A 26,098-nucleotide genomic window follows, 5' to 3' on the forward strand; every position below is an offset into this window, starting at 1 on the left:
TTTACACTTCCAGGTAGTTCAGTATACCGTCAGCCGCTTTACGCCCTTCGGCAATCGCCGTCACTACCAGATCGGAACCGCGAACGATATCGCCACCGGCGAAGATTTTCGGGTTACTGGTCTGGAACGCGTTATCGCTACCTTCTGGCGCAATAATACGGCCTTGTGAATCCAGCTCAACGCTATGCTTCGCCAGCCATTCCATGCTGTGAGGACGGAAACCGAACGCCATCACCACGGCGTCGGCCGGGATCACGTGTTCAGAACCGGCCACGATCTCGGCGCGACGACGGCCTTTCGCATCCGGTGCGCCCATCTCGGTACGCGCCATCTTCACGCCGCTCACTTTACCGTTGGCATTCACTTCAATACCCAGAGGCTGGATGTTGAACTGGAACTCCACGCCCTCTTCACGCGCGTTTTTCACTTCGCGCCTGGAGCCCGGCATGTTCTCTTCGTCACGACGGTAGGCGCAGATTACGTGTGCCGCATTCTGACGAATGGAGGTACGCACGCAGTCCATCGCGGTATCACCGCCGCCCAGCACCACCACGCGTTTGCCTTCCATGCTGACGAAAGGCTCATCGGCGGTTTCGCCGTAGCCCATGATCTGCTTGGTGTTGGCAATCAGGAACGGCAGCGCGTCGTACACGCCTGGCGCGTCTTCGTTCTCCAGACCACCGCGCATGGACTGATAGGTGCCCACGCCCAGGAACACGGCGTCGTAATCCTTCAGCAGATCGTCGAGCTGCACGTCGCGGCCCACTTCCACGTTCAGTTTGAACTCAATACCCATGCCGGTGAAGATTTCACGGCGACGGGTCATAACCTCTTTTTCCAGCTTAAAGGCCGGGATACCGAAGGTCAGCAGACCGCCGATCTCCGGATGGCGGTCAAAGACCACCGCCTTCACGCCGTTGCGGGTCAGCACGTCCGCACAGGCCAGGCCCGCCGGGCCCGCGCCGATGATCGCCACGCGCTTGTCGGTTTGCTTCACGCCGGTCATGTCCGGACGCCAGCCCATCTCAAACGCTTTATCGTTGATGTAGCGCTCGATGTTGCCGATGGTCACCGCGCCGAACTCGTCGTTCAGCGTACAGGAACCTTCGCACAGACGGTCCTGAGGACACACGCGGCCGCACACTTCCGGCAGGGTGTTGGTCTGGTGAGAGAGCTCGGCGGCTTCAAAAATACGTCCTTCGTTGGCCAGCTTCAGCCAGTTCGGGATGTAGTTGTGTACCGGACATTTCCATTCGCAGTAAGGGTTACCGCAGGACAGGCAGCGGTCTGCCTGTGCTTTGGCCTGGCCTTCTGAAAACGGCTCGTAGATTTCAACAAATTCAATTTTACGGATCTTCAGCGGTTTCTTTGGCGGATCAACACGCTGCAGGTCGATAAACTGGTATACGTTCTGGCTCATCTGAATTCCTTACTGCGCCTGCACGCGCAGCTCTGCTGCGCTACGACTACGGTGACCCAACAGGGCTTTAACATCGCTGGACTTCGGCTTAACCAGCGCGAATTTCGCAGAGAACGCCGGCCAGTTCGCCAGGATCTCTTCGCCGCGCGAAGAACCGGTATGCTGCACGTGTTCGGTAATCAAACCGCGCAGGTGTTCTTCGTGGATAGCCAGCGTGTCAACGTCCAGCACTTCCACCAGCTCCGGGTTCACGCGTTTGCGGAACTCACCGTCTTCATCCAGGACGTAGGCAAAACCACCCGTCATGCCTGCGCCGAAGTTCACGCCGGTTTTACCCAGAACGCAAACAATCCCGCCCGTCATGTATTCACAACCGTTATCGCCAATGCCTTCCACCACGGTGATGGCACCGGAGTTACGCACCGCAAAACGCTCGCCCGCACGACCTGCTGCGAACAGACGACCACCGGTCGCGCCGTACAGGCAGGTGTTACCGATAATGCTGGCTTCATGGCTGCGGAAGGCTGAGCCGACCGGAGGACGCACCGCCAGCAGACCACCAGCCATGCCTTTGCCGACGTAGTCGTTGGCATCGCCGGTCAGGTATAGCTCAACGCCGCCTGCGTTCCACACGCCGAAGCTCTGACCCGCGGTACCGCTGAAGTGCGCGGTAATCGGATCGGCCGCCAGCCCCTGGTCACCGTGCGTTTGCGCGATGTAACCGGAGAGGGAGGCACCCACGGAACGGTCGGTGTTGCGGATATCAAACCAGAACGTTTTGCTCTGCTTGTCGTCCACATACGGCTTCGCCTGCTGCAACAGCTGCGCGTTCAGCACGCCATTATCGAACGGCGGGTTGTTCTCGGTGCAGTAGACCGCTTTGCCAGGGTGCGGCTGCGCGGTTTCCAGCAGCTTACTCAACTCCAGCTTCTGCTGCTTGGCGGTGAAGCCTTCCAGCTCTTTCAGCAGGTCGGTGCGGCCAATCAGGTCTACCAGACGCTTCACGCCCAGCTGCGCCATCAGCTCGCGGGTTTCGCGGGCGATGAACTCAAAGTAGTTGGTCACTTTGAACGGCAGGCCGTGATAGTGGTTCTTACGCAGCTTCTCGTCCTGGGTTGCCACGCCGGTTGCGCAGTTGTTCAGGTGGCAAATACGCAGGTATTTACAGCCCAGCGCGACCATTGGACCGGTACCGAAACCGAAGCTTTCCGCGCCGAGGATCGCCGCCTTGATGATATCGAGGCCGGTTTTCAGACCGCCATCCACCTGCAGGCGGATCTTATGACGCAGACCGTTAGCCACCAGCGCCTGCTGAGTTTCCACCAGGCCAAGCTCCCACGGACAGCCTGCATATTTCACGGAAGAGAGCGGGCTTGCGCCGGTACCGCCGTCATAACCGGCGATGGTGATAAGGTCCGCATAGGCCTTCGCCACGCCGGTCGCGATGGTGCCGACGCCCGGTTCGGAAACCAGCTTCACGGAGATCATCGCCTTCGGGTTGACCTGCTTCAGGTCGAAAATCAGCTGCGCCAGGTCCTCGATAGAGTAGATATCGTGGTGCGGCGGCGGGGAAATCAGCGTCACGCCCGGCACCGAGTAGCGCAGTTTGGCGATGTACGGCGTGACTTTATCACCCGGTAACTGACCGCCTTCGCCCGGTTTTGCACCCTGCGCGACCTTAATCTGAATCACGTCGGCGTTGACCAGGTACGCTGGCGTCACGCCAAAGCGACCGGATGCCACCTGCTTGATACGGGACACCTTGTTGGTGCCGTAACGGGCCGGATCTTCACCGCCTTCGCCGGAGTTAGAGTTACCGCCGATGCTGTTCATGGCTTCCGCCAGCGCTTCGTGAGCTTCCGGGCTCAGGGCGCCGATGGACATCGCCGCGGTATCGAAGCGTTTAAACAGTTCGGATGCCGGCTCAACGTCGTCAATGCTGACCGCTTCATCACCCGGATTCAGGGCAATGAGGTCGCGCAGCGTTGCCGCCGGACGGTTGTTCACCAGCTCAGCGTACTGCTGATAATCACGGTATTCGCCGCTCTGAACCGCCTGCTGCAGCGTGCGCACCACGTCCGGGTTGTAGGCGTGGTATTCGCCACCGTGAACGTATTTCAGCAGACCGCCCTGATCCAGCGGCTTACGTGCCAGCCAGGCGCGTTTGGACAGGTTCACCAGATCCTGCTGGAAGTCAGCAAAACCGGCGCCGCCGATGCGGCTGACCACGCCCTGGAAGCAGAGGTTGGCGACCTCGTCATGCAGGCCGACCGCTTCAAACAGCTTCGAGCAGCGGTAGGAGGCAATGGTCGAGATGCCCATTTTGGACATGATCTTGTACAGACCTTTGTTGATGCCGTTACGGTAGTTCAGCATCACCGCGCGGTAATCTTTGTCGATCGCGCGGGTATCCACCAGACGGGCCAGCGTTTCGTAGGCCAGGTACGGATAGATCGCCGTCGCGCCAAAGCCTAACAGCACGGCAAAGTGGTGCGGATCGCGGGCGCTTGCGGTTTCAACAATGATGTTGGCGTCGCAGCGCAGGCTCTTATCGACCAGACGCGTCTGGATAGCGCCTACCGCCATCGGGGCCGGTACCGGCAGACGGTTTTTCGCGATGTTGCGGTCGGACAATACCAGCAGCACGGTACCGTTACGCACCATCTGTTCGGCTTTGTCACACAGCGCATTCACCGTCTCTTCGAGGCTCGCCTCGTTCACGTCGAAGGTAATGTCGAGCGTGTCAGCGCGGTAGTGCTCCTCTTTCATGGTGGTGAGCTGTTTGAAATCGGAGTACAGCAGGATCGGCGATTTAAAGGTCAGACGGTGCGCCTGGCCTTCGGCCTCGCAGAAGACGTTCATCTCGCGACCGATGCTGGTGGCCAGCGACATCACGTGTGCTTCACGCAGTGGATCGATTGGCGGGTTAGTCACCTGCGCGAACTGCTGACGGAAGTAGTCATAGATGATGCGCGGCTGGCTGGAGAGCACGGCAAACGGGGTATCGTCACCCATCGAGCCGACCGCTTCCTGGCCGTTTTCACCGAGCACGCGGATGACGGAGTCCAGCTCTTCCGCGCTGTAGTTAAATTGCTTCTGGTAGCTGGCGAGGGTGTCATCGTCCAGCTCACGGCTGCCCACTTCTTCATCCGACAGATCTTCAAACGGCACCAGACGACGCACGTTTTTCTCCATCCACTCTTTGTACGGATGGCGGCTCTTCAGATCGTTGTCGGTTTCGGCGGAGTGCAGAATGCGCCCGCCGCGGGTGTCGATAACCATCAGCTCGCCCGGACCGACGCGGCCTTTCTCGACCACTTCGTCAGGCTGGTAATCCCAGATGCCGACTTCAGAGGCGCAGGTGATGAGCTTGTCTTTGGTGATGACGTAGCGCGCCGGACGCAGGCCGTTACGGTCCAGGTTACAGGCAGCGAAACGACCGTCGGACATGACGATGCCCGCCGGGCCGTCCCACGGCTCCATGTGCATGGAGTTAAAGTCGAAGAACGCGCGCAGCTCAGGATCCATATCCGGGTTGTTCTGCCAGGCCGGCGGTACGAGCAGACGCATGGCGCGAACGATATCCATCCCGCCCGCCAGCAGCAGTTCCAGCATGTTATCCATCGAGCTGGAGTCCGAGCCGGTTTCGTTCACGAACGGTGCGGCATCGTGCAGATCGGGGATTAGCGGCGTCTGGAATTTATAGGTACGGGCGCGGGCCCACTGGCGGTTACCGGTGATGGTGTTGATCTCGCCGTTGTGCGCCAGGTAGCGGAACGGCTGAGCCAGCGGCCAGCGTGGTACGGTGTTGGTGGAGAAGCGCTGGTGGAACAGGCAAATGGCCGACTCCAGACGCAGGTCCGCCAGGTCCAGGTAGAAGCGCGGCAGGTCAGCCGGCATACACAGACCTTTATAGATGTTCACCAGGTTAGAGAGGCTACAGACGTAGAACTCTTTATCGTCCTGGAGACGTTTTTCAATGCGGCGACGGGCAATAAACAGACGGCGTTCCATATCACGCGGACGCCAGCCCGCAGGCGCGTTGACGAAAATCTGTTCAATACGAGGCAGCGAGGAGAGGGCGATTTCACCGAGCACCCCTTCGTTGGTTGGCACATCGCGCCAGCCGACAATCGACAGGGTTTCACGCTGAAGTTCTTCTTCGACGATGCGGCGTGAGGCGGCAGCCTTTTCAGGATCCTGATTCAGGAACAGCATGCCGACAGCGTAGTTTTTGGCTAAACGCCAGCCGCGCTCTTCCGCCACGATGCGGAAGAAACGATCCGGTTTTTGCAGCAGCAGGCCGCAACCGTCGCCGGTTTTACCATCGGCAAGGATGGCGCCACGGTGCTGCATACGGGCCAGTGCGTGAATAGCAGTACGCACTACCTTGTGGCTAGGTTCGCCTTCTATGTGGGCGATCAGGCCGAAACCACAGTTATCCTTCTCAAGGGATTTATCGTACAACATATCAGTGAACCTCCCCAGGCTCGTCGGGCTTCCCACTGAACTTTACCGTGGCGCACAGGCACAGAAAGAGCATGGCGACGGGGTTTGCGTTTCATACGCGGACCTCGCATTCGCCCTCTTTTTCATCCTTTCGCGCAGGTAAACAAGTTTGAGGACTTGCTTCAGAGGGAATCTCAATTACTGCATAAATATGATGAGCAGGCCGCTCATCCAGAAAGCTTCCAGCGGATTTCCAACTTATCGGGAATTGGTACACAGGTCAAATGGCAATCTTATTTATACAAAAATGTGCTAAAGAGAGATTATCTGATTGTATTTAAAGGGTATTTAACTAGTTTTATATTGATTGAATGCCCTGAAAGAGCGCAGCGGAGTGTGATCTGACTCACTATATGAAAGCGGTATTATCAATGTAGCGTGCTGAATAGCGGTTTTATAGCAGAATAATAATCTGGCATTGTCTGCAAACCCGCATAAACACACTGTTTTTCAGTGCTGGCGCTATAAATGAAAAAAACAATCAGAACATAAGGAAAAGTAATCACGTACGGCGTGAATGAAATTGCAGTAATCCTGAGTATTTATTCATATAGATAAAGGCCGTCCAGGGCGATTGATCCAGGTCATCGCCGACAGAGGCTAAAAATGGCAGGCTTGTCCCCTTTCTCCGGGACGGTCTATCAGATTATGCAGTTACAGAAATTAGTCAATATGTTTGGTGGGGATCTTTTGCAGCGGTACGGGCAAAAGGTTCATAAGCTGACGCTGCATGGCGGGTTTAGCTGCCCGAACCGCGACGGCACCATCGGGCGCGGCGGCTGCACCTTCTGTAACGTGGCCTCCTTTGCTGACGAAGCGCAGCAGCACAAATCGATCGCGGAACAGCTCGCGCATCAGGCCAGCCTGGTGAACCGCGCGAAGCAGTATCTGGCCTATTTTCAGGCTTATACCAGCACGTGGGCGGAGGTGCAGGTACTGCGTTCGATGTATCAGCAGGCCGTCAGCCAGGCCAGTATCGTTGGGCTGTGCGTGGGAACGCGCCCGGACTGCGTACCGGACGCGGTGCTGGACCTGCTCAGCGAGTACAAAGAACAAGGCTACGAGATCTGGCTGGAGCTGGGCTTGCAAACAGCACATGACAAAACGCTGCACCGCATTAACCGTGGGCATGATTTTGCCTGCTACCAGCGCACCACGCGCCTGGCCCGCGAGCGCGGGCTGAAGGTCTGTTCGCACCTGATTGTTGGGTTACCCGGCGAAGGTCAACAGCATGGCCTTGAAACGCTGGAAAGGGTGGTTGAAACCGGCGTGGACGGCATCAAGCTGCATCCGCTGCACATCGTGAAAGGCAGCATTATGGCGAAAGCCTGGGAGGCCGGGCGGTTAAGCGGTATCGAGCTTGAGGACTATACGGTGACGGCGGGGGAGATGATTCGCCACACGCCACCGGAGATTGTCTACCACCGCATCTCGGCCAGCGCCCGCCGCCCAACGCTTCTGGCACCGCTATGGTGTGAGAACCGCTGGACGGGGATGGTGGAAATCGACCGCTATCTGCAGGAGCACGGTGTGCAGGGTTCGGCGCTGGGCCGCCCGTGGGTTCCCCGTCTACCGGCGACGGCCGCCTAACAGACTCCCCAGCATGCCGCGCACGATCTGATTGGTGACCTGTCGCGCCGCGCTTTTCGCCATGGTCTGTACCACGCCGTCGCGCTTGCCGCCGCGCGGCCCGGTGCTGCCGAACAGAATGTCTTTGAGCCCCCCGAGAATACCGTCATCCACGGCGACAGACTGCCCTTTAGCGGCGGGCGCATCCTGCGATTCGGTGGTCGCCTGTACCCCTTTTTGCAGCATCTCAAAAGCGGACTCGCGATCCACCTCGTCTTCGTACTTCCCGTAAACCGGAGAGTGGTTAATCAGGCCGTTACGTTCATCGTCGGTAACCGGCCCCATGCGCGAACAGGGCGCAATCACCATGGCGCGTTCCACCACGGACGGGCTGCCCTTCGCATCCAGGAACGAGATCAGCGCTTCACCGGTGCCTAACGCCTGAATCGCCGCTTCGGTATCAAAGGCAGGATTGGCGCGCATGGTTTGCGCGGCGGCTTTCACCGCTTTCTGATCTTTCGGCGTAAAGGCGCGCAGGGCATGCTGCACGCGGTTGCCGAGCTGCCCGAGCACGTTGTCGGGGATATCCGACGGGTTTTGCGAGACAAACCAGACGCCGACGCCTTTGGAGCGGATCAGGCGAATAACCTGTTCAATTTTATCTAGCAGGACCTGAGGTGCATCGTTAAACAGCAGATGAGCTTCGTCAAAGAAGAACACCAGCTTCGGTTTTTCCAGATCGCCTGCTTCGGGTAATTGTTCATAGAGTTCGGAGAGCATCCACAGCAGGCTGGCGGCGTAGAGTTTCGGCATCTGGTAGAGCTTCTCTGAGCTCAGGATGTTAATAATCCCTTTGCCACTGCTGTCGGTGCGCATCCAGTCTTTGATATCCAGCATCGGCTCGCCGAAGAAGTGCTCGGCACCCTGTTGCTCCAGCGTCAGTAGGCCACGCTGAATAGCGCCCACTGAGGCGCTGCTGATGTTGCCGTACTGGTTCTGGAAGGATTTGGCGTTATCGCCGATGTACTGCGTAATGGCGCGCAGATCTTTGAAATCGAGCAGCAGCAACCCCTGGTCATCGGCAATGCGGAAGATGATATTCAACACGCCGGACTGCACGTCGTTGAGGTTAAGCAAACGGGCCAGCAGCAAGGGACCGAGATCGGAGACGGTGGCGCGCACCGGGTGGCCTTTCTCACCAAAAATATCCCACACCACCACCGGATTGTTATGAGGCGTCCAGTCTGTGATGCCGATATTCTTCAGCCGTTCGAGCAGTTTTTCAGAGGCGGTACCCTCCTGAGCCACACCGGTTAAATCGCCTTTTACGTCAGCCATAAAGACCGGTACGCCAATCTCTGAAAGCGACTCCGCCAGCTTTTGCAGGGTGACCGTTTTCCCCGTCCCGGTCGCACCGGTGATCAGACCGTGGCGATTCGCCATCGCGGGCAGTAAATAGAGCTCTTTTTCCAGCGTCCGGGCAATTAATAGTGGTGTACTCATGATGCGCTTCCTCTCGTAGTCCTGGGTGGAGTATAGGCAACCTGACGGTAAAACGGCTGAGTAAATTGCTGACTTTGCGGCGCATTATCCAGCGCGGACTATGCTTTTGCATACGGTTCACAAAATAGTGGGAAACTATGTCCAGATTCTTCTTTAACGATCGCAAACAGCTGGTCAACGATGCCATTGAAGGCATACTGCTTTCTGCGCCACATGCCAATCTCGTCAAGCTTGATATCGATCCGGCCATCAGGATCGTCGCACGCGGCGACTGGGACAAAAGCCGCGTGGCGGTGATCTCCGGCGGCGGCTCAGGCCACGAACCCGCACACGCCGGGTTTGTTGGCAAAGGGATGCTGACGGCGGCAGTGTGCGGCGATCTTTTTGCCTCGCCGAGCGTGGATGCGGTACTGAATGCCATTGTCGCGGTCACGGGCGATCGCGGCTGTCTGCTGATCGTGAAAAACTACACCGGCGACCGCCTGAACTTTGGCCTGGCGGCCGAAAAGGCCAAGCGCTACGGCCTGAAGGTGGAGATGGTGATTGTGGCAGACGATATCGCGCTGCCGGATAACAAGCAGCCGCGCGGTATTGCCGGTACGGCACTGGTGCACAAGATTGCGGGCTATGCGGCGGAACAGGGGAAATCGCTGAGCGAGGTGCGGGATATTGCGCAACAGGCCTGCGATAACCTCTGGAGCCTGGGCGTGGCGATGCAAACCTGCAACCTGCCGGGCAGCGACGATGAAGAGGGGCGCATTAAGCAAGGCCATGTCGAGCTGGGTCTGGGCATTCACGGCGAGCCCGGGGCTTCCGTGGTAGATACGCAAAACAGCAAAGCCATTATCGACACCCTGGTGACGCCGCTACGCGCGCAGGCGGGTGAGGGGCGTTTTGCGGTGCTGATTAACAATCTTGGCGGCGTATCGGCGCTGGAGATGGCGCTGTTGACCAAAGAGCTGGCACACTCGGCGCTGAAAGAGAATATCGCGTACCTGATTGGCCCTGCGCCGCTGGTGAGCGCCCTGGATATGAAGGGCTTTTCTCTGACGTTGCTGAAGCTCAACGATCTGTTTGAGAAAGCGCTACATGAAGAGGTGGAAACGCTGGGCTGGCAGAAGCCCGTGGCGTTTGCGCCGCTGCGCACCGTGGCGCATAGCGCTATTCACGATCGCGTGGAATACACCCCGTCTGACAATCCGCAGGTGGGTGAGTATGTCTCCTCGGTAACGAGGACCCTGATCCAACTCGAAAACCGCCTGAACGCGCTGGATGCCAAAGTGGGTGATGGCGATACCGGCTCCACGTTTGCGCAAGGGGCGAGGGATATTGCGCAGTATCTGGAGGCGGGGAAACTCCCGCTTAACGATCTGCCGGCGCTGTTATTGCTGGTGGGGGAACGGCTGGCAATGGTAATGGGCGGATCGAGTGGCGTATTAATGTCGATCTTCTTCACGGCCGCCGGGCAAAAGCTTCACGATGGTCAGCCGCTACCCGAGGCATTGCTCAGCGGGCTGGCGCAGATGAAGCAGTACGGCGGAGCGGATCTTGGCGATCGCACGCTGATCGATGCGCTGCAACCGGCGCTGGAAGCGTTACAGAAAGGCAATATTCAGGCGGCAGCGCAGGCCGCGCAGCAGGGCGCAGAAGCAACGTCGAAAATGGCGAAAGCCGGCGCGGGACGCTCGTCGTATGTCAATAAAGAGAATCTGGATGGGGTAATGGATCCGGGAGCGGTTGCGGTAGCGGAAGTATTTAACGTATTGGCGTAGCAGTGAAAGTAGGCCGGGTAAGGCGAAGCCGCCACCCGGCAAACTCACATCAGAAATCTGCTTTCAACACCACGCGGTAACGGGCTTTGCCGTCGCGCACGTGCTGGATCGCTTCGTTGATTTTCGACATCGGATACAGTTCGGTAGTCGGCGCCACTTTGGTGCGTCCGGCGAATTTCATCAGTTTGCGCAACTCAAACGGCGTACCGGTCGCGGAGCCTGACACGCTGCGATCCCCACCGATCAGGGTAAACGCCGGAACCGGCAGCGGCTTCATCACCGCACCCACGGTGTGGAAGTTACCGCCATAGGCCAGCGCTTCAAAGTACGGTTGCCAGTCGAGATCGACGTTAACGGTGTTGATGATCAGGTCAAACTGGCCCGCCAGCGCGTTCAGCGCTTGCGGATCGCGGCTGTTCACCACTTTATCCGCCCCCATCGCCAGCACTTCTTTCTCTTTCGCCGGGTTCGAGCTGAACGCCGTGACTTCGCAGCCCATCGCGTGCAGCAGCTTAATGGCAATATGCCCCAGTCCGCCGATACCGATGACGCCGACGCGGCTGGTGGCGGTGATATGGTGCATCAGCAGCGGTTTGAAGACGGTGATACCACCACACAGCAGCGGGCCGGCGGATTCGATATCAATGCTTTCCGGCAGCGGGATAACCCATTGCCAGTCGGCGCGCAGTTTATCGGCAAAACCGCCTTTGTTGAGAATGGTGGGAACGGCGCCTTCGAGGCAGTTGATTTGATTGCCGCTGATACAGGCATCGCAGTGACCACAGCTGCGTGCCGTCCAGCCAATGCCCACGCGCTGGCCAACCTTCAGCCCTTTGTCCTGCGCGGCGCTACCGAGCGCCACGACGCGACCAATGACTTCGTGTCCGGCAACCAGCGGATAGCTGGAGAAGCCCCATTCGTTGTCGATCATCGAGAGATCCGAGTGGCAGATCCCGCAGTAATCAACCTGTACTTCGACGTCTTCTGCTTTTAGTTCGCCCGCATCGTACTCGTACAGCTCTAGTTCTGCACCCGCCTGCGGTGCGGCGTAGCTTTTTATCTTCGACATCGTGTTTCCCCCGTTGTGGTGTGAACTGAGAGTGTAGAGCATTCAGTTTACAGCCGCTTAACAGAAGAGGGCAGGAACGAAAGTTACAGACTTTTCAGCATTCTGACTTCGCAATCAACGTGGCCGGTACAGCCCAGCGGCGCATCGATATGCTCAAAGCCCAGATGTTCATACAGGCCGATGGCCTCTTTGAGGAAGGCGGTCGTTTCCAGGTAGCAGCGGGTAAAGCCCTGCTTGCGCGCGTGGTCCAGCGCCATCAGCGCCAGCTTTTTGGCCAGTCCTTGTCCGCGTGCCGTTGGCAGGAAATACATTTTTTGCAGTTCGCAGATATCCGGCTCGCTGCAGCTGAGGGGCGCCACGCCGCCGCCGCCGACTACCTGGCCGTTCTGCTCGATGACCCAGTAGGCATGACCAGGCTGGCTGTAGAGCTGGAAAAGCGCGTCCAGATTCGGGTCGGCAACCGTGTAGCCCTTGTCAGCCGTCAGGCCATATTCGGCAGAAACGGTGCGAATAACGGCGGCGATAGCCGGGTTATCCTGCTCAGCGATCCGGCGCATCGTCGTCGCGACGGGGGTAATCACGCTCATAGCATTACTCATTACAAAAATTGACACATAACTGCTGTTAATAGCACCGCAGAAAGGGGAGTGCAAGCGAGGAGTTTTCAGGAAGGTTACCCCTTACGCCCTGAAGCGTAAGGGGTAAAAGCATTACAGGGCAGCGATAACCGCCTGCTGCTCAATCAGCTTGGTCTTCGCATCGGCGAAGGCAACCAGACGCTCACGCTCTTTCGCGATGACCGCTTCCGGCGCGCGGGCAACAAAGCCTTCGTTCGCCAGTTTGCTTTCGATTTTGCCAATTTCCACGTCGACTTTCGCCACTTCTTTCGCCAGACGAGCCAGCTCGGCGTCTTTGTCGATCAGACCTGCCATCGGGATCAGCAGCTCGGCACCGTCGATGATTTTGGTCACGGAAACCGGACCTTTATCATCCGCAGGCAGCACGGTGATGCTTTCCAGACGCGCCATGGTTTTCAGGAAGGTGTTGTTCTCGGTGACGCGACGAACGGCCGCTTCGCTGCACCCGCGCAGCAGCAGCTCCAGCGGTTTGCCCGGGGCGATGTTCATTTCAGCACGAATGTTACGTACCGCCACGATCGCCTGCTTCAGCCACTCGGTATCCGCAGACGCCGCTTCATCGACTTTCTCCGCATCGAATGCCGGGAACGGCTGCAGCATGATGGTGTCGGCGTTGATGCCTGCAATCACCTTCACACGCTGCCAGATGGTCTCGGTGATGAATGGAATAACCGGGTGCGCCAGGCGCAGCAGGCCTTCCAGAACGGTAATCAGCGTGTTGCGCGTACCGCGCAGCTCTGCCTCAGTGCCGCCGTTCATGACCGGCTTCGCCAGCTCCAGATACCAGTCACAGAACTGGTTCCAGGTGAATTCATACAGAATGCCCGCCGCGATGTCGAAGCGGTAGCTGTCCAGCGCCTCGCGGAACGCTTTCACCGTCTGGTTGAATTCCGCCAGGATCCAGCGGTCAGCCAGGGAGAGGGTCATCTCGCCGCCATTGAAGCCGCAATCCTGATCTTCGGTGTTCATCAGCACGAAGCGGCTGGCGTTCCACAGCTTGTTACAGAAGTTACGGTAACCTTCCAGACGCTTCATGTCCCAGTTGATGTCACGACCGGTCGAGGCCAGCGCCGCCAGGGTGAAACGCAGGGCGTCGGTACCGTGAGCCTCAATCCCGTTCGGGAACTGCTTCTCGGTGCGCTTGCGGATTTTCTCCGCCAGCTGCGGCTGCATCATGTTGCCGGTGCGTTTTTCCAGCAGCTCTTCCAGAGAGATACCATCAACCATATCCAGCGGGTCGATGACGTTACCCTTGGATTTGGACATCTTCTGGCCTTCGTCGTCGCGGATCAGACCGGTCATGTAGACGGTATGGAACGGAACCTGCGGCTTGCCGTCTTCGTCTTTGATGAAGTGCATGGTCATCATGATCATGCGGGCAATCCAGAAGAAGATAATGTCGAAGCCGGACACCATCACGCTGGTTGGGTGGAACTGACGCAGCGCGTCGGTGTTTTCTGGCCAGCCGAGGGTGGAGAAGGTCCACAGCGCGGAGGAGAACCAGGTATCCAGCACGTCTTCGTCCTGACGCAGGGCTACGTCTGCGCTCAGGTTGTTTTCCTGGCGCACTTCATCTTCGCTGCGGCCAACGTAAACGTTGCCGTCGTTGTCGTACCATGCCGGGATACGGTGACCCCACCACAGCTGACGGGAGATACACCAGTCCTGAATATCGCGCATCCAGGAGAAGTACATGTTTTCGTACTGCTTCGGTACGAACTGAATGCTGCCGTTTTCAACCGCTTCCACTGCCGGTTTCGCCAGCACGTCAGCACGTACGTACCACTGGTCGGTCAGCATTGGCTCGATAACCACGCCACCACGGTCGCCGTACGGCACGGTCAGGTCGTGAGGCTTGATCTCTTCCAGCAGGCCCAGTGCGTCAACGGCAGCCACAATCGCTTTACGCGCGGCAAAGCGTTCCAGCTTCTGGAACTCGGCCGGGATGTCGCTGGAATAAACGTCGGATTCGTTGCCTTTGGTGTCGTACACTTCTGCGCTTTCGCGGATATCGCCGTCGAAGGTCAGAATGTTGATCATCGGCAGGGCGTGACGACGACCCACTTCATAGTCGTTGAAGTCGTGCGCCGGGGTGATTTTCACGCAGCCGGTGCCTTTTTCCATGTCGGCGTGTTCGTCGCCCACAATCGGAATACGGCGGTTTACCAGCGGCAGCACCACGAATTTGCCAATCAGATCTTTATAACGCGGATCTTCCGGGTTAACGGCCACGCCGGTATCGCCCAGCAGGGTTTCCGGACGGGTGGTCGCGACCACCAGGTAATCTTTACCGTCGGCGGTTTTTGCGCCGTCGGCCAGCGGATAGCGGATATGCCACATGGAGCCCTTGGACTCGCGGTTTTCCACTTCCAGGTCAGAAATTGCGGTGCGCAGTTTCGGATCCCAGTTGACCAGGCGTTTGCCACGGTAAATCAGGTCTTCTTTGTACAGACGGACGAAGACTTCTTTCACGGCGTTGGAGAGGCCTTCATCCATGGTGAAGCGCTCGCGCTCCCAGTCCACGGAGTTGCCGAGGCGGCGCATCTGACGGGTAATCGTGCCGCCGGATTCCGCTTTCCACTGCCAGATTTTGTCGATGAACGCGTCGCGACCGTAGTCGTGGCGGGTTTTCCCTTCTTCAGCGGCAATTTTACGCTCAACCACCATCTGGGTCGCGATACCCGCGTGGTCAGTCCCCGCCTGCCACAGGGTGTTTTTGCCCTGCATGCGCTGGTAGCGGATCATGGTGTCCATGATGGTCTGCTGGAAAGCATGACCCATATGCAAACTGCCGGTGACGTTCGGCGGCGGGATCATGATGCAGAAGGACTCTTTGCTTTCGTCGCCGTTAGGCTTGAAATAGCCCTGCTGTTCCCAGTGCTCGTAAAGCGGCTGTTCGATATCGCGTGGGTTATATGTCTTTTCCATTATTTCCAGGTTGCCGTATTCAGGTTAAAACCAGCCAGGCGGTACGCTTTATAGCGTTCGCGCGCCAGTTGTTTCAAAGATTCTTCGTAAGGGACAAAGTCTACCACTTCTGTGAAAGCGGTGGCAAAATCTGCAAAATCTATCCGCAGGCTAATCAGAATGTCGCGCGCGCTGCTGTTGCGCTTTTGCGGCCAGGCAATTTCAACCGGTGCCCCGCCGCGTGGCCCTTCGCCTGACAGGTTATGCGGAACAAAACTCTCCGGCGGGCGAGCCCACAGCGCTTCATCGAGACGAATGGCCTGCTGCTCATCTTCACAGGCGATCAACACGCGTTTGCCTGCGCGCCAACGTTCTGCGGCAATTTCACACACCAGCTGTTCGACGGCGCTGAGGCCATCCTGATGGGTGTCGTTGTCCAGAAGGTAGAACGTTGCATTCTTCATATATGGGGCTTCTTAGTTTTGGATTCAAATGCAAAGCCGGGTGGCGCTACGCTTACCCGGCCTACGGTTGAATGACGTTGTAGGCCGGGTAAGGCGAAGCCGCCACCCTGCATTTTATATCATTCGTCGCCGTTAAAACCCGCACGATTGAGCAGGAACTGCGACAGCAGCGCTACCGGACGACCGGTTGCGCCTTTGGCCTTGCCGGAGCGCCATGCGGTACCCGCGATATCCAGGTGCGCCCAGTTGTACTTACGGGTGAAACGCGCCAGGAAGCAGCCCGCGGTGATCGCCCCGCCAGGACGTCCGCCGATGTTCGCCATATCCGCGAAGTTAGACTCCAGCTGCTCCTGATATTCGTCGCCCAGCGGCAGACGCCATGCGCGGTCACCGGCCTGCTCCGAGGCACCAATCAGCTCGTGCGCCAGTGGATTGTGGTTCGACATCAGGCCGGTGATGTGGTGGCCCAGCGCAATCACACAGGCGCCGGTGAGCGTGGCGACGTCAATGACCGCTTCAGGTTCGAAGCGCTCAACGTAGGTCAGCACATCGCAGAGTACCAGACGGCCTTCGGCGTCGGTGTTCAGTACTTCAACGGTCTGGCCGGACATGGTGGTCAGGACGTCACCCGGACGATAAGCGCGACCGCCAGGCATGTTTTCGCAGCCCGCCAGAACGCCGATCACGTTGATGGGCAACTGAAGTTCCGCGACCATGCGCATGACGCCGTAAACCGCCGCCGCGCCGCACATGTCATACTTCATCTCGTCCATGCCTTCGGCAGGCTTGATGGAGATACCGCCGGAATCGAAGGTCAGGCCTTTACCGACCAGCACGACAGGGCGCGCGTCTTCGGCCGGGTTGCCCTTGTACTCGATGACGGACATCAGGGATTCGTTCTGCGAGCCGTTACCGACTGCCAGGTAAGAGTGCATTCCCAGCTCTTTCATCTGCTGTTCGCCGATGACGCGGGTAATGACGTTTTTGCTGTAGGCGTCGGCCAACTGACGTGCCTGAGAGGCCAGGTACGCCGCGTTACAGATGTTGGGTGGCATGTTGCCGAGATCTTTAGCCGCTTTAATGCCGGCAGCAATCGCCAGACCGTGCTGGATCGCGCGTTCGCCGCTGGTCAGTTCGCGGCGGGTTGGCACGTTGAAGACCATTTTACGCAGCGGACGACGCGGCTCGCTTTTATTGGTCTTCAACTGATCGAAGCTGTACAGGCTCTCTTTTGCCGTTTCGACCGCCTGACGCACTTTCCAGTAGGTGTTACGCCCTTTAACGTGCAGCTCGGTCAGGAAGCAGACGGCTTCCATTGAACCGGTATCATTCAGCGTATTGATTGTTTTCTGAATCACCTGCTTATACTGACGTTCATCCAGCTCGCGTTCTTTGCCGCAGCCAATCAGCAGAATGCGCTCTGAGAGTACGTTCGGAACATGGTGCAGTAACAGCGTCTGCCCAGGTTTGCCTTCCAGTTCGCCACGGCGCAGCAGGGCGCTAATATAGCCGTCACTGATTTTATCGAGTTGCTCGGCGATCGGGGAGAGTCGGCGTGGTTCAAAGACGCCCACAACGATGCAGGCACTCCGCTGTTTCTCCGGGCTACCGCTTTTTACACTGAACTCCATGCACTACGCTCCTGAATCTTAAAGACAACGGCGGCTGCTACGGATAGAATTGAAACCTTTCGTAACTCATGTCCGCTGTTGTGGTGACTTCGTGTTAATCTTACGTTACTACGGTTTCGACACGTCAGAAAAAGTCCTGAAGCGTGAATCCGCTAAATGTTTTAATCTTAGCGATGATTTCGACGACTCAAGAGAATAAATGACGTTTAAGCCATGAAACAAGCGAAATTCCTGCAAAGAGACGGGTTTTTACGGGCGTATTTAAAGTGATAATCATAAGATATCTGGTGCGGGAGACGCTCAAAAGCCAACTGGCGATCCTCTTTATCCTGCTGCTGATTTTTTTCTGTCAGAAGCTGGTTAAGATCCTCGGTGCGGCCGTTGACGGCGAAATTCCAACAAATCTGGTGCTTTCCCTGCTTGGTTTAGGGATCCCGGAAATGGCGCAGCTCATCCTGCCGCTAAGTCTTTTCCTCGGCCTGCTCATGACGCTCGGGAAACTCTACACCGAGAGTGAAATCACGGTGATGCATGCCTGCGGCCTGAGCAAAGCGGTCCTGGTGAAAGCGGCCATGATACTGGCGCTGTTCACGGGTATCGTTGCGGCGGTGAATGTGATGTGGGCGGGTCCTCTGTCTTCTCGCCATCAGGACGAAGTGCTGGCCGAAGCGAAAGCCAACCCCGGCATGGCGGCGTTAGCCCAGGGACAGTTCCAGCAGGCGACCGACGGCAACTCCGTGCTGTTTATTGAGAGCGTTGACGGCAGCAAATTCAACGATGTCTTCCTGGCGCAGCTGCGTCCTAAAGGTAACGCACGTCCTTCCGTAGTGGTGGCAGATTCCGGTCAGCTGGCTCAGCGTAAAGATGGTTCTCAGGTCGTGACGCTGAACAAAGGCACCCGTTTCGAAGGCACCGCGATGTTGCGTGACTTCCGCATTACGGATTTCCAGAACTATCAGGCCATTATCGGCCATCAGACCGTGGCGCTCGATCCAACGGATACCGAGCAAATGGACATGCGTACCCTCTGGAATACCGATACCAACCGAGCGCGCGCAGAGTTCCACTGGCGTATTACGCTCGTCTTCACTGTGTTTATGATGGCGCTGATTGTCGTTCCGCTGAGCGTGGTGAACCCGCGTCAGGGACGCGTGCTCTCTATGCTGCCGGCGATGCTGCTTTACCTGATCTATTTCCTGCTGCAAACCTCGATTCGTTCTAACGGCGCGAAGGGTAAGCTGGACCCTATGGTCTGGACATGGTTCGTCAACAGCCTGTACATCTTACTGGCGCTGGGGTTAAACCTGTGGGATACGGTGCCTGTGCGCCGCATACGTGCCCGATTCTCGCGTAAAGGAGCCATCTAATGCAGGCGTTTGGCGTTCTTGATCGCTATATCGGTAAAACCATTTTTACCACCATCATGATGACGTTGTTCATGCTGGTGTCGCTTTCCGGCATTATCAAATTTGTCGATCAGCTGAAAAAAGCCGGGCAGGGGAGCTATGACGCGCTGGGCGCGGGGATGTATACCCTGCTCAGTGTGCCGAAAGATGTGCAGATCTTCTTCCCGATGGCGGCCCTGCTGGGGGCGCTGCTGGGGCTGGGGATGCTGGCGCAGCGCAGCGAGCTGGTCGTTATGCAGGCCTCGGGTTTTACCCGCATGCAGGTCGCGCTGTCGGTAATGAAAACCGCGATCCCCTTGGTGCTGTTGACCATGGCGATTGGCGAGTGGGTCGCGCCGCAGGGCGAACAGATGGCGCGTAACTACCGTGCTCAGGCGATGTACGGCGGCTCACTGCTCTCGACTCAGCAAGGTTTATGGGCGAAAGACGGTAAAAACTTCGTCTACATCGAACGGGTGAAGGGGAATGATGAACTGGGCGGGGTGAGCATCTATGCTTTTGATGACCAGCGCCGTCTGCAGTCCGTTCGCCACGCCTCTTCGGCGAAGTTTGACGCCGAACATAAGCAGTGGCGGTTGTCCCAGGTTGATGAATCTGACCTGACCGATCCGAAACAGATTACGGGTTCTCAGACGGTAACCGGTACGTGGAAAACCAACCTGACGCCCGATAAGCTCGGCGTCGTGGCGCTGGATCCTGACGCGCTCTCCATCAGCGGTTTGCACAACTATGTGAAATACCTGAAGTCGAGCGGACAGGATGCGGGACGCTATCAGCTCAACATGTGGAGCAAAATCTTCCAGCCGATGTCCGTGGCGGTAATGATGCTGATGGCGCTGTCGTTTATCTTCGGCCCGTTGCGCAGCGTGCCGATGGGGGTTCGCGTCGTGACCGGCATCAGCTTCGGCTTTGTGTTCTACGTGCTCGATCAGATCTTCGGTCCGCTGACGCTGGTTTATGGCATTCCGCCGATTATCGGTGCGCTGCTGCCAAGCGCCAGCTTCCTCCTGATCAGTCTCTGGCTGTTGTTGAAACGCTCCTGATTGACCTCTCCTCGCTTCCGGTTGCCCGGGAGCGAGGCTAATCTCCTGTTTCACCCCGCACTTTTTCTCACAAGCTTCAACGTCCCGCCGCGAATTTGAGTATTATTGAGCGATAACGTCGTGAAGGGATCCTCTATGAAGCAAATTCGAATGCTTGCCCAGTATTACGTCGACCTGATGATGAAGCTTGGGCTGGTGCGTTTTTCCATGCTGCTTGCGCTGGCGCTGGTCGTTCTGGCCATTGTCGTGCAAATGGCGGTTACCATGGTTCTGCATGGTCAGGTCGAGAGTATCGACGTCATCCGCTCCATCTTCTTTGGCTTGCTTATTACGCCCTGGGCGGTCTATTTCCTTTCCGTAGTGGTTGAACAGCTGGAAGAGTCCCGTCAGCGTTTATCTAAGCTGGTCGATAAACTGGAAGAGATGCGCGAGCGCGACCTGAAGCTCAACGTCCAGCTCAAAGACAACATTGCGCAGCTGAATCAGGAAATTTCAGATCGTGAGAAGGCGGAGGCCGAGCGTCAGGCCACCCTGGAGCAGCTGAAAATCGAAATGAAAGAGCGCGAGGTCACGCAGATCCAGCTTGAGCAGCAATCCTCCTTCCTGCGGTCGTTCCTCGATGCGTCGCCGGACCTGGTGTTTTACCGCAATGAAGATAAAGAGTTTTCCGGCTGTAACCGGGCGATGGAGTTGCTCACCGGGAAAAGCGAGAAGCAGCTGATTCACCTGAAGCCGCAGGACGTTTACTCTGAAGAGGCGGCGGCCAAGGTCATGGAGACCGACGAAAAAGTCTTCCGTCATAACGTCTCGCTGACCTATGAACAGTGGCTGGATTACCCGGACGGACGCAAAGCCTGCTTTGAGATCCGTAAGGTGCCCTACTATGACCGCGTGGGCAAACGCCACGGCCTGATGGGCTTTGGCCGCGACATTACCGAGCGTAAGCGCTACCAGGATGCCCTTGAGCGTGCCAGCCGCGACAAGACCACCTTTATCTCCACCATCAGCCACGAGCTGCGTACGCCGCTCAACGGCATCGTCGGGTTGAGCCGTATTCTGCTGGATACCGACCTGACTGCAGAGCAGGAAAAATACCTCAAGACTATCCATGTCTCAGCGGTCACGCTGGGTAATATCTTCAATGATATTATTGATATGGATAAGATGGAGCGCCGTAAAGTTCAGCTTGATAACCAGCCGGTTGATTTCACCAGCTTCCTTGCCGATCTGGAAAACCTGTCCGGCCTGCAGGCGCAGCAGAAGGGACTGAGCTTTGTTATGGAGCCCACCCTGCCGCTGCCGCATAAAGTGGTGACTGACGGCACGCGGCTGCGCCAGATCCTGTGGAACCTGATCAGCAACGCGGTGAAATTCACCCAGAAGGGACAGGTGGCGGTGCGTATCCGCTATGACGAAGGCGACATGCTGCACTTCGAGGTAGAGGACTCCGGAATTGGTATTCCGCAGGAGGAGCAGGACAAGATCTTTGCCATGTACTACCAGGTGAAAGACAGCAACGGCGGGAAACCGGCGACCGGAACAGGCATTGGCCTGGCGGTCTCTAAACGTCTGGCGAAGAGCATGGGCGGTGATATCACCGTAGCCAGCCAGCCGGGTAAAGGGTCAACCTTCACGCTGACGGTCCATGCGCCAGCGGTGGCGGAAGAGGTAGAAGATACCTTTGAAAATGACGATATGCCGCTGCCAGCCCTGCACGTCCTGCTGGTGGAAGATATTGAGCTGAACGTGATCGTGGCGCGCTCGGTGCTGGAAAAACTGGGCAACAGCGTGGATGTCGCGATGACCGGCAAAGCCGCGCTGGAGATGTTTAAACCCGGCGAATACGATCTTGTTCTGCTGGATATTCAATTACCGGATATGACCGGGCTGGATATCTCGCGCGAGCTGACGCGTCAGTACGCGGCCGACGAACTGCCGCCGCTGGTTGCCCTGACGGCAAACGTGCTGAAAGATAAAAAAGAGTATCTCGATGCCGGTATGGACGATGTACTCAGCAAGCCGCTGGCGGTGCCTGCTCTGACCGCTATGATCAAAAAGTTCTGGGATACCCATGATGAAGAGGAGAGCACCATGACGTCTGTTGATAGCGCAAAAGCCCAAACGATACTCGATACCGCGATGCTGGAGCAGTATATCGATCTGGTGGGGCCGAAACTGATTACCGACGGTCTGGCCGTGTTCGAAAAAATGATGCCGGGCTATCTGAGCGTGCTGGAATCCAACCTGACGGCCCGTGACCAGAAGGGGATCGTGGAAGAAGGACATAAAATCAAAGGTGCAGCCGGCTCGGTTGGCTTACGCCACCTGCAGCAGCTGGGGCAACAGATTCAGTCGCCTGATTTACCTGCATGGGAAGATAACGTGGGTGATTGGGTTGAAGAGATGAAGCAAGAGTGGCAAAACGATGTTGCGGTGCTTAAAGCCTGGGTTGACGCCAGAAAAAAATGACCCCGGATTAACCGGGGTGCGCGAATACTGCGCCAACACCAGGGAAATCGTGGCTGCGCCTGTTTTTAAACGTTATTTTCGAAAAGGCGCTGCCTGAAAAATTTAGGCCGCACGCAGATAAGATAGCAAATCTTAAATGGTTTGTTACATGAATCAGTGAAATGTGTGAAGCATAGCGTTTTAATCAAAATTATTAATGTGCTTCAGCAAGTTGCAGAAAAGGATTGTCATGATGAAAAAGATTGGTGTCGTGCTCAGCGGATGTGGTGTTTACGATGGTTCTGAGATACACGAAGCCGTCATCACGCTGTTGGCCCTGGCTAAGCAGGGAGCAGAGGTGATTTGTTTTGCGCCCGACAAAAATCAGGCGGATGTGATTAACCATCTGACCGGTGAGCCGATGGCGGAAACCCGTAATGTACTGATTGAAGCCGCGCGTATTGCGCGAGGTGATATCCATCCTCTTATTCAGGCAGACCCTACAGAGCTTGATGCGCTCATTGTGCCGGGTGGGTTTGGCGCGGCCAAAAATCTCAGTACTTTTGCTGCGCAGGGCGCGGAGTGTCAGATCGATCCTCATCTGAAAGCGCTGTCACAGGCTATGCATGCGGCAGGAAAACCGCTGGGCTTTATCTGCATCGCACCGGCGATGTTGCCTAAGATTTTTGATTTCCCGCTGCGCCTGACCATCGGGACGGATATTGATACCGCAGAGATCGTCGAGGATATGGGGGGCGAACACGTTCCGTGCCCGGTGGATGACATTGTGGTTGATGAAGATAATAAAATTGTCACCACGCCGGCCTATATGCTGGCGCAGAATATTGCAGAAGCGGCCACGGGAATCGAAAAGCTGGTCGCCCGCGTGCTGGTGCTGGCTGAATGAGTCGTCAATCCGGCGCAGGTGCGTGGGTAAAACGTACTTTATTGCGCATCGTTCTGGTGCTGGCGGTGTTTTGGGGCGGTGGACTCGCCCTGTTTAGCATTATGCCGGTCCCGTTCTCCGCCGTGATGGTTGAGCGTCAGCTCGGTGCGTGGCTCAGCGGTGATTTCGGCTATGTCGCCCATTCTGACTGGGTAAGCATGGACGAGATCTCGCCGTTCATGGGGCTGGCGGTCATCGCAGCGGAGGATCAGAAATTCCCGGAGCACTGGGGATTCGATGTGGCCGCGATTGAGAAGGCGCTGGCGCATAACGAACGTCATGAAAACCGCGTGCGCGGCGCGTCAACGTTGTCGCAGCAGACGGCCAAAAATCTGTTTCTGTGGGACGGCCGCAGCTGGGTGCGAAAGGGGCTGGAAGCGGTATTAACCCTGGGCATGGAAACGGTCTGGAGCAAAAAGCGCATTCTGACCGTGTATCTCAACGTTGCCGAGTTTGGCGATGGGGTATTTGGTGTCGAAGCTGCATCACAACGCTATTTTAATAAACCCGCCAGCAAGCTGAGCATGTCTGAGGCGGCGCTGCTCGCGGCTGTTCTGCCTAATCCCATCCGTTTTAAAGCCAGTGCCCCGTCAGGGTACGTGCGAAGCCGTCAGGCGTGGATTATGCGCCAGATGCGTCAGTTGGGAGGAGAAGGGTTTATGGAGAGCAACAAACTTATGTAGGGCGGGTAAGCGCAGCGCCACCCGCCTGAAGGGGAGAGACCTTAATCTTCGTCGAACCCCGCGTTAAACAGCGCAATCACCGCCGCCAGCGCTTCCTCTTCCTGAGGGCCGGTGGCTTCGACTTCAATCTGACGCCCTTTGGCGGAATCCAGCATCAGCAGCGCGATCACGCTGTTCGCTTCCGCTTCGGTACCTTCGTCATTCCGCAGCAGAACTTCTGCATCGAAACCCTGCATCAGCTCAAACAGCTTCATCGCCGGGCGCGCATGCATGCCCAGCTTATTGGTGATCTCAACGGTCTGTTTTACGGTCATGTTTTACGTTTTTCCAGCGTGCGATGACGGGACTGAACGTTCTTCCCGCGCGAGCGGAAATAGTCGGCCAGCTGTTCGGCGATATAAACCGAACGATGTTTACCGCCGGTACAGCCAATCGCTACCGTCAGGTAGCTACGATTGTTTGTCTCCAGCATAGGTAACCATAGCTCAAGGTAGCTTCGCGTCTGGTAGATAAAATTGTGAACTTCTGTGTGCCTGTCGAGGAAGGCCGCAACGGGTTTATCCAGACCGGTCATGGGACGCAGTTTCGGATCCCAGTGCGGGTTCGGCAGGAAGCGCACGTCGAAAACATAATCCGCATCGATCGGGATACCGTGCTTGAAGCCAAAGGATTCGAACACCATCGTCAGTTCGCGCTCGCGTTTACCCAACAACCGGGTACGCAGCATTTCTGCCAGCTCGTGAACGGACATCTCAGAGGTGTCGACAATCAGGTCGGCACGAGAACGCAGCGGCTCCAGCAGATCGCTCTCTTCATCGATAGCACTCTCCAGAGAGAGGTTCTTACTGGAAAGCGGGTGCAAACGACGGGTATCGCTGTAGCGGCGGATCAGGGTATTACGGTCTGCATCAAGGAACAGCAGCTGCGGCGAGAATGCGTCGGGCAGGTTACTCATGGCCTGTTCGAAGATCTCTGGCGATTCCGGCATGTTACGAACGTCGATACTGACGGCGGCCGAGGTTTGTCTCTCCGCCAGCGTACGGGCCAGGTCGGGCAACAACACGACCGGCAGGTTATCGACGCAGTAAAAACCCATGTCTTCCAGCGCGCGCAGAGCAACGGATTTCCCCGACCCTGAACGGCCACTGACAATCATCAGCACCATGTTCCGTTTCTCCTCAGGACAACAGATGTGAAGGCCATCTCCTGGTTATGCATCATCCTGATTGCCTTCTGCTTCAGTGATAATTTGATAGAGCTCTTCATCACTTTGAGCCGAGCGCAGTCGACGGCAAATGGTTTTGTCAGCCAGACGCTTGGCGACCAGCGACAGCGTATGCAGATGGGTTTTCGTCTGGTCAGCAGGCACCAGCAGCGCGAAGAGGAGATCGACGGGCTGGTTATCAATGGCATCGAAGGCGATCGGTGTTTCAAGCTGCACAAACACGCCGACGGCACGCAGGGTATCCTCTTCCAGTTTGCCATGCGGGATCGCGATGCCGTTGCCGATACCGGTACTGCCCATCTTTTCACGGGTCAGAATCGCTTCGAACACCACCTGCGGCGGCAGGCCCAGCTGTTTTGCGGCCAGTTCACTGATGATCTCCAGCGCACGTTTTTTGCTCTGGCAGTGAACCGCACTGCGGGTACATTCCTGGTTAAGGACATTGCTCAGTTGAAGAGCGGAATCGTTGTTCATCATAATTTCACCTAAGCGCTAACTGTACAAATGGCCTGTTGTGTTTCACAACAGGCCGTCCTGCACCCGTTAACTGCCCGGACAATTAGTGTTGTTTCAGTTTATCTTTATGTTTATTGAGCTGTCGCGCAAGCTTATCAATCAAGCCGTCGATAGCAGCGTACATGTCTTGCCCTTCCGCACTGGCATGCAGTTCACCCCCGTTAACATGCAGGGTGGCATCCGAGATATGAGTCACTTTCTCCACTTTCAACACAATATAGACCTGATTGATCCTTTCGAAATACTGCTCGAGTTTTGCAAACTTCGTGTTCACAAAGTCGCGTAAAGCCTCAGTAATTTCGACGTTTTGTCCAGTGATGTTGAGCTGCATAGTGTCTTCCTTATCGGT

At 56.9% G+C, this 26,098-nt stretch carries 19 protein-coding genes; 7 read left to right on the forward strand and 12 right to left on the reverse strand.

Translation table 11 applies throughout. The annotated features are described in order from the left end of the window. Position 1 precedes the first annotated feature (1 nt). The gene (gene gltD, locus CWR52_RS14900) at positions 2-1,420 is read right to left on the reverse strand and encodes a glutamate synthase subunit GltD (protein WP_104950010.1); all 1,419 of its coding nucleotides are present in this window, start codon (positions 1,418-1,420) and stop codon (positions 2-4) included. Between the two features lie 9 nt (positions 1,421-1,429). After that, positions 1,430-5,890 carry a glutamate synthase large subunit gene (gene gltB, locus CWR52_RS14905; RefSeq protein WP_048225139.1) on the reverse strand — a complete coding sequence of 1,487 codons (4,461 nt, stop codon included), beginning with the start codon at positions 5,888-5,890 and terminating at the stop codon, positions 1,430-1,432. Between the two features lie 687 nt (positions 5,891-6,577). On the opposite strand from gltB, the gene CWR52_RS14910 reads away from it, so the two are divergent. After that, complete coding sequence (locus CWR52_RS14910; protein WP_104950926.1) at positions 6,578-7,519, forward strand: TIGR01212 family radical SAM protein; 942 nt, start codon at positions 6,578-6,580, stop codon at positions 7,517-7,519. On the opposite strand, the gene CWR52_RS14915 is transcribed toward CWR52_RS14910, so the two are convergent. Continuing rightward, the gene (locus CWR52_RS14915) at positions 7,499-9,001 is read right to left on the reverse strand and encodes a helicase HerA-like C-terminal domain-containing protein (RefSeq protein WP_023309371.1); all 1,503 of its coding nucleotides are present in this window, start codon (positions 8,999-9,001) and stop codon (positions 7,499-7,501) included. The two genes, CWR52_RS14910 and CWR52_RS14915, sit on opposite strands and share 21 nt — an antisense overlap. Positions 9,002-9,138: 137 nt before the next feature. Between CWR52_RS14915 and CWR52_RS14920 the strand changes: the two genes are divergently transcribed. Further along, positions 9,139-10,773: a dihydroxyacetone kinase subunit DhaK gene (locus CWR52_RS14920; RefSeq protein WP_104950011.1), complete on the forward strand. Its 1,635-nt coding sequence runs from the start codon at positions 9,139-9,141 to the stop codon at positions 10,771-10,773. 49 nt (positions 10,774-10,822) lie between these two features. On the opposite strand, the gene ahr is transcribed toward CWR52_RS14920, so the two are convergent. The 5 genes from ahr to pepA form a co-directional block, all read right to left on the reverse strand. After that, positions 10,823-11,842 carry an NADPH-dependent aldehyde reductase Ahr gene (gene ahr, locus CWR52_RS14925; RefSeq protein WP_104950012.1) on the reverse strand — a complete coding sequence of 340 codons (1,020 nt, stop codon included), beginning with the start codon at positions 11,840-11,842 and terminating at the stop codon, positions 10,823-10,825. An 83-nt stretch (positions 11,843-11,925) separates the two neighbouring features. Beyond that, a complete protein-coding gene (locus CWR52_RS14930; protein ID WP_008502817.1) occupies positions 11,926-12,429 on the reverse strand; it encodes a GNAT family N-acetyltransferase in 504 nt (167 codons plus the stop codon). A 123-nt stretch (positions 12,430-12,552) separates the two neighbouring features. Beyond that, positions 12,553-15,408, reverse strand: coding sequence for a valine--tRNA ligase (locus CWR52_RS14935; protein ID WP_104950013.1), 2,856 nt, complete (start codon positions 15,406-15,408; stop codon positions 12,553-12,555). Then, on the reverse strand, positions 15,408-15,851 hold the full coding sequence (gene holC, locus CWR52_RS14940; RefSeq protein WP_008502815.1) for a DNA polymerase III subunit chi: 444 nt from the start codon (positions 15,849-15,851) through the stop codon (positions 15,408-15,410). The genes CWR52_RS14935 and holC overlap by 1 nt, the downstream gene beginning before the upstream one ends. A gap of 119 nt (positions 15,852-15,970) precedes the next feature. Then, the gene (gene pepA / locus CWR52_RS14945) at positions 15,971-17,482 is read right to left on the reverse strand and encodes a leucyl aminopeptidase (protein ID WP_024906344.1); all 1,512 of its coding nucleotides are present in this window, start codon (positions 17,480-17,482) and stop codon (positions 15,971-15,973) included. Between the two features lie 266 nt (positions 17,483-17,748). Between pepA and lptF the strand changes: the two genes are divergently transcribed. From lptF to mtgA, 5 genes are all read left to right on the forward strand, one after another. Further along, entirely contained in the window at positions 17,749-18,849 is a 1,101-nt protein-coding gene (gene lptF, locus CWR52_RS14955; protein WP_021242268.1) for an LPS export ABC transporter permease LptF, read from the forward strand. Then, the gene (gene lptG, locus CWR52_RS14960; protein ID WP_008501437.1) at positions 18,849-19,931 is read left to right on the forward strand and encodes an LPS export ABC transporter permease LptG; all 1,083 of its coding nucleotides are present in this window, start codon (positions 18,849-18,851) and stop codon (positions 19,929-19,931) included. Before lptF ends, lptG begins: the two co-directional genes overlap by 1 nt. 135 nt (positions 19,932-20,066) lie before the next feature. Beyond that, positions 20,067-22,400, forward strand: a complete 2,334-nt coding sequence (gene arcB / locus CWR52_RS14965) for an aerobic respiration two-component sensor histidine kinase ArcB (protein ID WP_048225127.1) — start codon at positions 20,067-20,069, stop codon at positions 22,398-22,400. A gap of 232 nt (positions 22,401-22,632) precedes the next feature. Beyond that, entirely contained in the window at positions 22,633-23,286 is a 654-nt protein-coding gene (elbB, locus tag CWR52_RS14970) for an isoprenoid biosynthesis glyoxalase ElbB (RefSeq protein ID WP_104950927.1), read from the forward strand. Beyond that, entirely contained in the window at positions 23,283-24,008 is a 726-nt protein-coding gene (mtgA, locus tag CWR52_RS14975) for a monofunctional biosynthetic peptidoglycan transglycosylase (RefSeq protein WP_104950014.1), read from the forward strand. Before elbB ends, mtgA begins: the two co-directional genes overlap by 4 nt. 41 nt (positions 24,009-24,049) lie before the next feature. On the opposite strand, the gene npr is transcribed toward mtgA, so the two are convergent. From npr to hpf, 4 genes are all read right to left on the reverse strand, one after another. Then, positions 24,050-24,322, reverse strand: coding sequence for a PTS phosphocarrier protein NPr (npr, locus tag CWR52_RS14980; protein ID WP_003861872.1), 273 nt, complete (start codon positions 24,320-24,322; stop codon positions 24,050-24,052). Next, positions 24,319-25,173: an RNase adapter RapZ gene (gene rapZ, locus CWR52_RS14985; RefSeq protein ID WP_014885397.1), complete on the reverse strand. Its 855-nt coding sequence runs from the start codon at positions 25,171-25,173 to the stop codon at positions 24,319-24,321. The genes npr and rapZ overlap by 4 nt, the downstream gene beginning before the upstream one ends. A gap of 45 nt (positions 25,174-25,218) precedes the next feature. After that, complete coding sequence (gene ptsN / locus CWR52_RS14990; RefSeq protein WP_008501443.1) at positions 25,219-25,710, reverse strand: PTS IIA-like nitrogen regulatory protein PtsN; 492 nt, start codon at positions 25,708-25,710, stop codon at positions 25,219-25,221. A gap of 82 nt (positions 25,711-25,792) precedes the next feature. Continuing rightward, the gene (hpf, locus tag CWR52_RS14995; RefSeq protein ID WP_013098943.1) at positions 25,793-26,080 is read right to left on the reverse strand and encodes a ribosome hibernation promoting factor; all 288 of its coding nucleotides are present in this window, start codon (positions 26,078-26,080) and stop codon (positions 25,793-25,795) included. Positions 26,081-26,098: the final 18 nt, after the last annotated feature.

Origin of the sequence: Enterobacter sp. SGAir0187 (assembly GCF_002952735.2) — a bacterium.
Lineage (GTDB): Bacteria > Pseudomonadota > Gammaproteobacteria > Enterobacterales > Enterobacteriaceae > Enterobacter > Enterobacter quasiroggenkampii.